This window comes from Chryseobacterium vrystaatense, from assembly GCF_000737765.1.
Lineage (GTDB): Bacteria > Bacteroidota > Bacteroidia > Flavobacteriales > Weeksellaceae > Chryseobacterium > Chryseobacterium vrystaatense.
Map to the genome: position 1 here is coordinate 544752 of NZ_JPRI01000001.1, position 11802 is coordinate 556553.

The 11802-nt window shown below is 37.8% G+C and carries 9 protein-coding genes; 8 read left to right on the plus strand and 1 reads right to left on the minus strand.

The features are described 5' to 3' along the window. The first annotated feature begins 67 nt into the window (after window positions 1-67). Window positions 68-1345, plus strand: a complete 1278-nt coding sequence (locus IW16_RS02465) for a DUF6080 domain-containing protein (RefSeq protein WP_228376899.1) — start codon at window positions 68-70, stop codon at window positions 1343-1345. A gap of 46 nt (window positions 1346-1391) precedes the next feature. Here IW16_RS02465 and IW16_RS02470 read toward each other — a convergent pair whose 3' ends face one another. Next, a complete protein-coding gene (locus tag IW16_RS02470; RefSeq protein WP_034739339.1) occupies window positions 1392-1949 on the minus strand; it encodes an SPOR domain-containing protein in 558 nt (185 codons plus the stop codon). Window positions 1950-2131: 182 nt separating this feature from the next. Between IW16_RS02470 and IW16_RS02475 the strand changes: the two genes are divergently transcribed. From IW16_RS02475 to IW16_RS02505, 7 genes are all read left to right on the plus strand, one after another. Then, window positions 2132-3493 (plus strand): c-type cytochrome, encoded by a 1362-nt coding sequence (locus IW16_RS02475; protein ID WP_034739342.1) that lies wholly within the window; start codon window positions 2132-2134, stop codon window positions 3491-3493. A gap of 23 nt (window positions 3494-3516) precedes the next feature. Next, complete coding sequence (locus tag IW16_RS02480) at window positions 3517-6582, plus strand: TAT-variant-translocated molybdopterin oxidoreductase (RefSeq protein ID WP_034739344.1); 3066 nt, start codon at window positions 3517-3519, stop codon at window positions 6580-6582. 25 nt (window positions 6583-6607) lie between these two features. After that, window positions 6608-8005, plus strand: a complete 1398-nt coding sequence (gene nrfD, locus IW16_RS02485) for an NrfD/PsrC family molybdoenzyme membrane anchor subunit (protein ID WP_034739346.1) — start codon at window positions 6608-6610, stop codon at window positions 8003-8005. Further along, on the plus strand, window positions 7992-8513 hold the full coding sequence (locus IW16_RS02490) for a DUF3341 domain-containing protein (protein ID WP_034739349.1): 522 nt from the start codon (window positions 7992-7994) through the stop codon (window positions 8511-8513). Before nrfD ends, IW16_RS02490 begins: the two co-directional genes overlap by 14 nt. Window position 8514: 1 nt before the next feature. Next, window positions 8515-9216, plus strand: a complete 702-nt coding sequence (locus IW16_RS02495) for a c-type cytochrome (protein WP_034739351.1) — start codon at window positions 8515-8517, stop codon at window positions 9214-9216. Between the two features lie 8 nt (window positions 9217-9224). Then, window positions 9225-10556 carry a hypothetical protein gene (locus IW16_RS02500; protein WP_034739353.1) on the plus strand — a complete coding sequence of 444 codons (1332 nt, stop codon included), beginning with the start codon at window positions 9225-9227 and terminating at the stop codon, window positions 10554-10556. A gap of 168 nt (window positions 10557-10724) precedes the next feature. After that, window positions 10725-11741, plus strand: coding sequence for a hypothetical protein (locus tag IW16_RS02505; RefSeq protein WP_034740501.1), 1017 nt, complete (start codon window positions 10725-10727; stop codon window positions 11739-11741). Window positions 11742-11802: the final 61 nt, after the last annotated feature.

Consider the following 11802-nt stretch of genomic DNA (forward strand, 5'->3'; position numbering starts at 1 on the left):
TCACAATCTTTAAAACTCACCGGAAATGGTGAGTTTTTTTATTTTATTTTTGCAAAAAAACGGACCCGTGTCTTTTATTAAAACAAAACTCATTCATCTTTTAAAGCAAGTATTTCCTTCCACTTATTCTGAGCTGGCTGTATTTAGCTTTTTTCTGATTTGTTATGGAACTTTAGGTACTTATATTGCCCTCCACTACCGAATCATTTTTGACAGTAGAATTCCATGGGACGCGTATTTCAGTTTTGACAATAAAGCAATTGTTATGACTGGTGGAAGCTTCGAAAGACATCCTTTAGCTTACTATTTTTTCAACTGGATAAGAGAGTTTTCCTTATTCATTTCAGGTGGAAAAATGGACACAACTTTTAGGCTTACACTTGCCTGGCTCAGTAATATTGCAATAAGTCTTTGTACAGTACAGATTTTCAAATACCTGAAAAGCATCATAGGGCTTCCCCTTAACACCAGCTTGCTGATCACTCTGTTCTTCGGACTGTTTTCCACAACCATCATTCTTTCTTTTACTCCTGAGAACTTCACCTATACTCTACTGCTGCTCAGCATTTACAATTACTATGCAGCCTTAAAGCTTAGAAAAGAAGAAAAGATCCCCGGATCAGCACTTACACTTGCAGGCATTACCATTGGCGGCCTTACCATTACCAATATTGTTAAAGTTTTTATCCCTATTCTGTTTGAAAAAGATATTTTCAAAAACTGGAAAAAACTTGGAAATGCCGTTTTCCGGATAGTTCTTACCACCGTTTGTTTTGTATTTCTTTATTTATTGAGGATTGATTTTAAATATGAAAACATCTTCTCAAAAACCAACCAGCAGTATGAAAAATTCTCAAACGTAGAATCAATTCCAGATTGGGATATGATGCTTTCTTATTTTTTTGGAGGCAGCATTCTATTCCCAAGTTTCATGACCACGGACAAACACAATATGAAAGGCTTTGATTTTAAAGGCCTTTTAATGGAACCTTATTCTTCTCCATTTTGCTATGCTTTTATCATACTAATATTGGCAATGATATTGTGGAGTTATCTAAAAAATTTCAAAAACAAACTGGTGCAGATTCTCGCCATTTCATTCTTGTTTGACATTGTCATTCACTGCATTATGAGGTTTGGACTTCATACCGCATACATATATGGCGGACACTTTGTTTTTGTCTATCCTCTGCTTTTAGGGTGGCTATTTTACGCTTATAAATCAAAGCCGAAAACTTCATCATTCTTGACCCTGTTAATGGGTATCTTATTTGTCTTTTTACTGGCGAATAACCTTTTTAGAATGTCTGACTTTTTCCAGTTCTTAGAGACTTATTACCAATAAAAAAAGCTGAGAAAACTCTCAGCTTTGAAATTTATATTTATTTGTTCTATCTTGCTTCTGAACAGAAAATTCTATACTGTACAGCGATCGCCGATTTAAAATATTCCCTTATTTTTGAAAGGTCTGATGCTGCACTCTGTTTTGTGAAATAACTTCCTGCTAAAATTTTATAATTTGGTCTTAAAGAAGCATCCGTTTCGACCTTAAGGTTCGGAAATCTTTTTCTGAAATATGATTTCACCTCATTGGCCTCTTCGTTACTTTTTACTGTTGTGATCTGAATTTTAAATCCTAAAATTCTTGGATTCTTTCTGCAAATCTCCGCATTACTCAGTTCTCTGCTCGGAATATAGATCTTTGGCGGTTTTGTACTGGTTACAATTCCACTTTCCGAATTATTTTCTCTTACCGAAGGACTCGAAGGACCACCAGTAGTTCTGGAACATTTATCTTCAATTCCTCCCAAAGCAGCACTTACTTTGGAATCCATTGTCATAATTAGCTCTGTCCCGGACAAAGTATCTTTCTGAACAACCTGTTGGGCTTCAACACTATAAAACCCAAATAAAGATATTATTGAAAATATTTTGATTAAATTTCTCATTTAAACTTGTTTCTGCAAATCTATTAAAATTAAAAAATTATACCAAACAACACTATTTAGAATCAATACAAATTAAACGTAAATGATATTTTCCCTTTTCCATATACCGTTAAATTCCTGTTAAAAATATTATTTTTGCGGAATTGATTGGTTCAATATTTTACTAACATAAGATAATTTAAATGATTAGTTGGAGAAAGCATTATAAACAAACGTTGATCGCAATAGGCTTATTGCTATCGACAAGTGCTTCAATTTACGGGCAAGACGGCGATCCTAAAAACGGAGAGAAACTTTTCAAAGCAAATTGTACTGCATGTCACGCACTGGACAAACAGGTAATAGGACCACCTCTTAAAGGTGTTGTAGAACGTGTAAAGACAGAGGGTGGTGTAGACAAAGATTGGCTTCACAAGTGGATCAAAGACAACAAAGCTCTACGAGCTTCTGGGGATAAATACGCCAATGAGATTTTCGAAAAATTTAATAAGACTGAAATGCAGGTCTTTCCAAATCTTACAGATAAGGATATAGACGACATTTTAGCATTCACAACTAATCCGCCGGCTCCTGAGCCGGAACCGGCTGCTACCGCAGGTACAGCTACGGATGCAGCAGCTGCTGCGCCAGCTGACAAAACAACTACAAGTGTTGTTATCATTTCGCTTCTGGCCATTGCTGCTCTACTGGTTTGGATCTTAATTAAACTGAGACAATTGGTTAAATTAGGTCAATCTGAAGAATTAGCAGGACTTAACGAGACAAGAATTAAATCTTTCAGCGAAATTTATGAGAAGTACCACTACATAGGTAAAGCAGCATTGGGTATTCTTGCCCTTCTGGCCGCTTATGGAGTTTGGAACTGGATCATGTGGATTGGGGTGTACAAAGGGTACAAGCCAGAACAGCCGATCTACTTCTCTCACAAAATTCACGCTGGAGAACAAAAAATCGACTGTCAGTTATGTCACTCAAGTGCCAAGTACGGTAAAGTATCTGAGATTCCATCTATGAACGTTTGTATGAACTGTCACAGAACTATTTCTGAATACAACGCCAAGCATTACATGGAGCCAGGAAAAGATAAAGCATTCTACGATGGTGAGATTCAGAAGATCTATGCAGCTACAGGCTGGGATCCTGCAAAACAGCAGTATACTGGAAAAACACAACCGGTTGAATGGACCAGAATCCACAACATGCCAGACTTCGTGTATTTCAACCACTCTCAACACGTAGTAGCAGGTGAGCAAGCAATTATTAATTCTTTCAACAAAAAGAATCCAAACAACAAAATTGACGTTGTATGTAAAGCTTGTCACGGAAAAATTGATACAATGAATGTTGTTCAAATGGCTAATGACTTCACTATGGGATGGTGTATCGAATGTCACAGAACGACTGAGGTTGATATGAACAACGGTTATAATAAAGAATACTTCAAGAATCTACATGACAAGTTGAAAAAACAATATCCTCAGGATGGCGGTAAAATCACTGTAGATGCAATTGGAGGTCTTGAGTGTGGTAAATGTCATTATTAATAACTAAAAAATTAGAAGTATAAATGGCTTCAAACAAAATACAATTTAGAAGTATTCATGAACTTAAAGATCCAGCTTTAAACAATAAGCTGGCTCAGAAAGAGTTTCAGGAAGAAATTCCGGTAGAAGATTTCCTTGGAGATGCTGAACAGAACGGATCAAGTACTTCAAGAAGAGATTTCTTAAAAATATTAGGATTCTCTACGGCAGCAGTAACATTGGCTGCCTGTGAAGCACCAGTGATCAAAACGATTCCTTATGTGGTAAAGCCGCATGACATTATTCCAGGGGTTCCGAATTATTACGCTTCAACATATTTTGACGGATTCGACTTCGCCAGTGTTTTAGTAAAGACCCGTGAAGGAAGACCGATCAAAATTGATCCAAACCCGGCAGCAGGTGATTTAGGAACAACCAATGCAAGAGCTCAGGCAAGTGTACTTTCTCTTTATGATAACGATAAAGTAAAACAGCCTAAACTGGATGGTAAAGATGAAACTTTCGATAAAGTAGACAGTTTTGTTCTTAAAGGTCTGGCAGATGCAAGTGCAGCAGGTAAAAAGATCGTGCTTTTGTCACACTCTTTACCTTCCCCAACTTTCAAAAAGCTATTTGCTGAATTCAAAGCTAAGTATCCAACTGCTGAACTGGTAACTTATGATGCTTATCCTCACTCTGCAGCGTTAGATGCAGCTCAGGAGGTATTCGGACAGAGAGCATTACCTGTTTATGACCTTAAAGGTTCAGAATTGGTAGTTTCTTTCCAGGCTGATTTCTTAGGAGATTACAACGGAGCAAGCTTAGAAACATCTTTTGCAGCAGCGAGAAAACCAGGACCAAACATGTTGAGACACATTCAGGTGGAGTCAAACATGTCATTAACTGGTGCTAACGCTGACTCAAGATACAGATTAAAGCCAAGTGCTGTAAACAAAACTTTAGTGGAAGTTTACAATGCAATCGTAGGTGGTGGTACTTCAGATAAGACCGCTACTGAAATTGCAACTGAACTTAAAGCGAAAGGCAGCAAAGCTGTTGTTTTAGCTGACGGTTCTAAAGGAGCACAGGTTTTAGCACACTTAATCAACCAAAAATTAGGTTCAGTTGCTTTCACAGGTAAAGCAAACTTCCTGAAAGAATTTGATAAAGCAAGATACCAGGAATTCTTAGGATGGGTAAATGCAGGTCAGGTTGGCGTATTGATCGCAAACAATGTAGACCCTATCTACTCTCATCCAAAAGGAGAAGATTTCAAAAAATCTTTAGCTAAAGTTGCTTGTGTAGTAGCTGTAGCTGATAAGAAAAATGAAATGTACAAAGCAGCAAAAGCTGTAATCCCGGTTGCAAACTGGCTGGAGTCTTGGGGAGATATTGAACCTCAGACCGGAGTGTATACATTAATGCAGCCAACAATCCAGAAGATCTACAAATCAAGACAGATTGAAGAATCTTTATTGGTTTGGAAAAACGGTAAAAACAACGCGGCCAACAATTACTACGATTATCTGAAAGGAAGTGCAGCATCTATCTTAGGAGCTACTTCATTCAACAAAGCTTTATATAACGGGTTCACTACTTCAAATAATGCAACTGCATTATCTTACTCTGGAGGAAATGCTGCTCAGGCTATTGCTGAATTAGGAAACTTCAAAGCTTCTGAATTAGAATTAGTATTGTACACTAAGCCTTCAATGGGTGACGGTACTCAGGCCAACAACCCTTGGCTTCAGGAATTACCGGATCCTATTACAAGAATGTCTTGGGATAACTACTTGACAATTTCTCCTAAAGACGCAGAAAAGTTCGCGATCGACAATGATCTTAATGCAAGAATGCAGCTGGATGGTTCTATCGTAAACCTTACTGTAAACGGAGTAACGATAAAAGACGTTCCTGTATTCATTCAACCAGGACAGGCAGAAGGATCTGTAGGTCTTGCGCTTGGATATGGTAAAAAGGATTCCGGGACTACTGCTGATACAGGAGTAAATGCTTATCCATTATTTGACGGTTCTAACTTAACTGTTTCAGGAGTTAAAATCGAAAAAACTGGAGAAGACCACGAATTTGCAGGTATCCAGCTTCAGAATACATTAATGGGACGTTATGAGATCGCTAAGGAAGTTCCTTTGGCAGAATTCATCAACGTAGCTTTCGATGACGAACACAAAGGATGGAACAAGCCTTTGGAATATCATACAATCAGTGGAGCCCTTCCTGCAAGAAAGATTGACCTTTGGGATGCTTTCGATGATACAGACGGACCTCACTTCAATTTATCAATTGACTTGAACTCTTGTACTGGTTGTGGAGCATGTATCATTGCTTGTCAGGCAGAAAACAACGTTCCTGTAGTAGGTAAAGAAGAAATTAGAATGTCTAGAGATATGTATTGGTTAAGAATTGACCGTTACTATTCTTCAAGACAGAAAGTAGAAGTATACGAAGGATTGAAAGAAGGAATGGCAGTACCAGAATTGTACGGTACAGCATTCGGAGACGGAGGTGCATTAAACCACCCTGCAGACAATCCAGATGTAATCTTCCAGCCAGTAATGTGTCAGCACTGTAACCACGCTCCTTGTGAAACTGTATGTCCGGTAGCGGCTACTTCACACGGTAAGCAAGGTCAGAACCATATGGCTTACAACAGATGTATCGGTACCAGATATTGTGCAAACAACTGTCCATACAAAGTAAGACGTTTCAACTGGTTCACATATAACTTAAATGACAAGTTCGATTTCAATATGAATAACGATCTTGGAAGAATGGTACTAAACCCTGACGTAGTTGTAAGAACAAGAGGGGTTATGGAGAAATGTTCAATGTGTATTCAGGAAACTCAGGCTACTATTTTAGCAGCTAAGAGAGACAACAGAAAAGTAACAGACACTGAATTCAAGAATTCTTGTGCTTGTGCTGCTGCTTGTTCTACTGGAGCAATGACGTTCGGAGACATGAATGACAAAGAATCTGAAGTGAGAGAATTATATTCTAGCAACAGAAGATATTATTTACTAGAGGAGATCGGAACCAAACCAAACGTGTTCTATCACACTAAAGTAAGAAACAGAGTAGAAAAATAAAGTTTAAATAATAAATAGGTAAAAAATGTCAGGACATTACGAAGCTCCGATAAGGGAACCTCTAATTATTGGTCACAAAACTTATCACGATATTACAGAAGATATCGCACGACCTATCGAAGAAAGAGCAGGTAAACTATGGTGGGTTTCACTATACGCAGCCTTAGTTCTATTCATCTATGGATTCGGGTGTATCGCTTATACTATCGGAACAGGTATTGGAGCATGGGGGCTTAACAGAACTATTAACTGGGGTTGGGATATTACCAACTTCGTATGGTGGGTAGGTATCGGTCACGCCGGGACCCTAATCTCCGCAGTATTATTATTATTTAGACAGCGTTGGAGAATGTCTGTAAACAGATCAGCAGAGGCGATGACGATCTTTGCGGTTGTACAGGCAGCAATCTTCCCTGTAATCCACATGGGTAGAGTTTGGGTAGGATACTGGGTATTCCCATTACCTAACCAATTCGGTTCTCTTTGGGGGAACTTTAACTCTCCTCTACTTTGGGACGTATTTGCGATTTCAACGTATTTCTCAGTATCAACTGTATTCTGGTTCATGGGACTAATCCCTGACTTTGCAATGATCAGAGATAGAGCTAAAACTCCTTGGACTAAGAAAATTTATACATTCCTAGCATTTGGATGGGGTGGTAAAGCAAAACACTGGCAGAGATTCGAAGAACTTTCTTTGGTTCTTGCAGGTTTAGCGACTCCACTTGTATTCTCGGTACACACCACGGTATCATTTGACTTCGCAACGTCGGTTATTAAAGGATGGCACTCTACAATCTACCCTCCTTACTTCGTAGCCGGTGCGATCTTCTCAGGATTCGCGATGGTACAGACGCTATTGTTGATTGCTAGAAAGGTATGTCACTTAGAAGAATATATCACAATGTATCATATTGAAATTATGAACATCGTAATCGTTCTTACAGGTGGTATGGTAACGGTAGCTTATGCTACTGAATATTTCATCGGATGGTATTCCGGATCAAGATTTGAAGACTTTACTTACCTTTCTCCGGGTGCTGCAGTAGGACCTTACTGGTGGGCATTCTGGGCACTAATTACTTGTAACTTGATTGTTCCTGCATTATTCTGGTTCAAGAGAGTAAGAACAAATATTATTGCTACATTTATTATTGCGTTAATTATTAACATCGGTATGTGGTTTGAACGTTTTGATATCATCGTTATCAACCTTTCGAGAGATTACTTACCTGGATCTTGGACTATGTTTAAGCCAACGATCATTGATGTGGGTGTATACTTAGGAACAATCGGATTCTTCTCTGTATTATTCTTACTATACGCAAGAACGTTCCCTGTAATTGCACAGGCTGAATTAAAATCGATTCTGAAAATTTCAGGTGAAACTTATAAAGCAAAAGAAGGAGATGAGCACCACTAAAATTGTATACGGACTTTATGCTGACGACGACGATTTAATGAACGGCGTTAAGGCATTCAACGATAAAGGAATCGCGATAAACGAAGTATATACTCCGTTTCCGGTTCACGGACTAGACAAAGCTTTAGGGTTAAAGAAAACCAGAATTTCTGATGCCGCATTCTTCTATGCTCTTTATGGAGTTACCATTGGTGCTACTGTAACCTGGTATGTAATGAATCATGACTGGCCTCAAAATATTGGTGGTAAACCAGCTTTTGACTGGGCACACAACATGCCTGCATTTGTAGTTCCAATGTTTGAATTAATGGTATTCTGTGCCGCTCACATGATGTCTTTAACGTTCTTAGTTAGAAACAAAATGTATCCGGGAGCACCAGCTCAAAATCCAGATCCAAGAACTACTGATGATAAATTCCTTATGGAGTTTGTAACTGAAGACGTAGAGACTGTAAAGCAGTTACTTATTGAAACCGGAGTTGAAGAAATAACTGTTAAAGACGCTTAAAATGAAAAAGAATGTATTAAAAATTACAGCTGTTTTAGGTTTAGCAACGGTTTTACTTAATTCTTGCGGACCAAAAGAAAATACACCATTAGTATATTTCCCGGATATGTACTTTCCGGTAGCTTACGATCCATTGATGAAAGCTCAGGATGCTTATTCAGATCATGAAAATGAAATTCCTGCTTTCGTTAAAAATAGTTTTGCAACAGGTCTTGCTCCCGTAGAAGGATCAGTTGCTCAGAATAAAGACGGAGTTTTCGAAGAAAGTCTTCTTCCTAAAAATGCAGATGAATATAACGCAGGTTACGATGCTTCTAAAAAGATCGCCGGTTCTCCTTTAAATCCTGCCAATGCAGCGAAAGATATTGAGAGAGGAAAGTTCTTATTTGAGCGTACATGTTCTGCATGTCATGGTGTAGGCGGAGATGGACAGGGACCAATAGTTCAAAGTGGTGCATATTCTGGAGTTCCAAACTATGCAGACAGAGAAATTACTGTAGGATCTGTTCATTATGTATTAACTAACGGTAGAAACGCAATGGGATCTTATGCTGGCCAGCTAAGTGCAGGTGACAGATGGAGAGTGGCAATGTACGTGATGAGCGCCTTCAAAAAAGGAGCAGCAGCACCTGCAGCAGCTACAACGGCTACAGCTACACCAGCTGCAGCTGCAACAGAGACTACTACCGAAACTAAAAAATAAGAAAAGAAATGTATAGTTTTTCACCAAAATTAAAATCAACTTCTCTAATACTTCTTGTTGCAGGTATAGTTCTGTTTGCTATTGGTTTTTTCATGAATAATGGGATCAGTACAGAGAGAATTAAAGAAATGATGGAAGCAGTTCACTCTGCAGGTCATAATGCACCTACTCACTCCAGTGAGATGGTTGGACCTCAGGATGAAGCTTCTCATTTAGAGCATGCGACAATGCAAATTCATAATTCGCCTTTAGCATCAATACATTTCGTAGCTGTATTCTTCTTCGGACTAAGTTGTGCAGTATTATTTTTCTACTGTATTCAACATGCAGCTCATGCAGGGTGGCCAATCATTATTACAAGAGTAATGGAAGCTATTGCTTCTTACATTCCTTACGGAGGTGCTATTCTGGTAATATTAATGCTATTGAACATCTTCCACCAAGGCCATATCTTCCACTGGATGGATCCGGACTTGACAGACCCTACCTCTGCACATTTTGATGTGATCTTATTCGAAAAGAAAAGATTCTTAAACATCCCTTTCTATGCAATAAGAACGTTTATCTATGTAATAGGTGCTTCATTCTTTGCCTGGAAACTTAAGGCTCAGTCTAAAAAAGTAGATGAGACGAAATCAAAAGTAGAATATCAATTCCTTTACAGATGGGCAGTAGGATATATCGCATTCTTCGGATTTGCTTCTGCGGCTTGGGCTTGGGACTGGTTGATGTCTATTGACCCTCACTGGTATTCTACAATGTATATCTGGTATTCAATGGTAAGCTGTCTTTCAAGTGGAATCGCTATGATTATCCTTTTTAGTGTTTACCTTAAGAAAAACGGATTCTTACCTCAGTTCAATGACAATCACTTACACGATTTAGGAGTATTCCTTTTCGCTACAAGTATGCTTTGGACATATACATGGTTTGCTCAGTTCATGCTTTACTGGTATGCGAACGTTCCGGAAGAGGTTAACTACTTCTTTGGAAGATTCCAGCACTATGGTATTACTTTCTTACCAATGTTGATTGTCAATTTCTTATTACCGCTATTGGTATTAGTGAGCAGCAGCATCAAGAGAAATTATAAGGTAGTAACTGTTATGGCTGTAGTGGTTATTCTGGGACACATCCTGGATTACTTCAACATGGTAATGCCGGGAACGGTAGGTCCATACTGGAAGACTCCTGAAGTATTCATTTTGATATTAGGATCTCTCCTTTTTGTAATTGGATTGTTTATGTTTACAGTATTGACTGCATTGTCTAAACTGAAACTAATTCCTACAGGTAACCCTTACCTTCACGAATCTGAAATTTATGAGTATCCTTTCTAAGGACTTGTAACAGAAATAGAATAAAAAAGACTGATTGTAATGATCAGTCTTTTTTTATGCCCATAAGTGAAGATTTTTGGATTGTCCGGGCAACCATTTGCAATGTTGTCTGTCTTTAAAATAAAACTGATGTATTATTTCAATAAACAATCAAAACAAGATATCATTATGAAAAGAAATTATCTGCTCTGCACACTGTTCGTTTTTCTGTTCAGCTTTATTCAGGCACAAACCATAACTTTTGTTTCTGAGCAAACAAACAAACCTCTTCCTAAAGTTTCTGTCTTTGGAAAAGACGGAAACATCCTCGCCTACTCTGATATCGACGGAAAAATTGATAAAAAGTCTTTAAGTCAGGATCAGGAAAAATTTAAGATTGTTTATGACAACTTTTCTGTAGCGACACTATCATATTCTGATTTTGAACAAAATACTATCAAGCTTAACGATCAGGTAAAAGAAATTGAAACGATTGTTATTAAGAATACCAAGCCTGCAAAATACATCTTTATTAAAGGGAATTTCAACTCCTACGTGACCGTAAACAAAAGACTTAACTGCTATGCGGATGGAGTTGTTACTTATATTTTTGACAATAAAACCAAAAAATTAAAAAGTACCAATGTCGAACAATACAGAGTATACAGACTGGAAGATCCTAAAAATGAGAAAAAGCATACCGATTCCTGGGATTATGGTTCTTCTTTATCGGTTCCTGAAATGAAAAATGTAGGAAATATTGATGCATACAAAAAGAAAAATACAAAACTCAAAGAATTGAAAGGGCAGCGTAAAGATGAAGTAGAAATTACCGGTGAATACCTCCAGCAAAAAGAATTTGCAATATTTGGGTTCAGATTTTTTGATCTAAAAGGAATTATCAATATTGCATTTGAAACTGATTCACAGAAAACGCTAAAAGACATTTTGGAGTATAATGAAATTGACTTTTTAAAATTAAAACATAAAACTGAAAAAGATTACAACCAGCTAATGGCCTATAGTAATTTCTATACGACAGAGCTGGGATTCACCAATGACAATGATCTTGAAAAAGTAAAATTTAAAAAAGAGCACAGCAACTACAACACAAAATTTTGGCAGAGCCCTTCGTTCCCAAATATGCAGACCATTTTCAGCTCTTTCTTTAAAGATGATTTAAAAGAACAGGAAAACAAAAAGTAAGATTCTTCAGAACTGACCGACTTCTATAATACACAAAAAAAAGACTGACCTTATTGAGCAG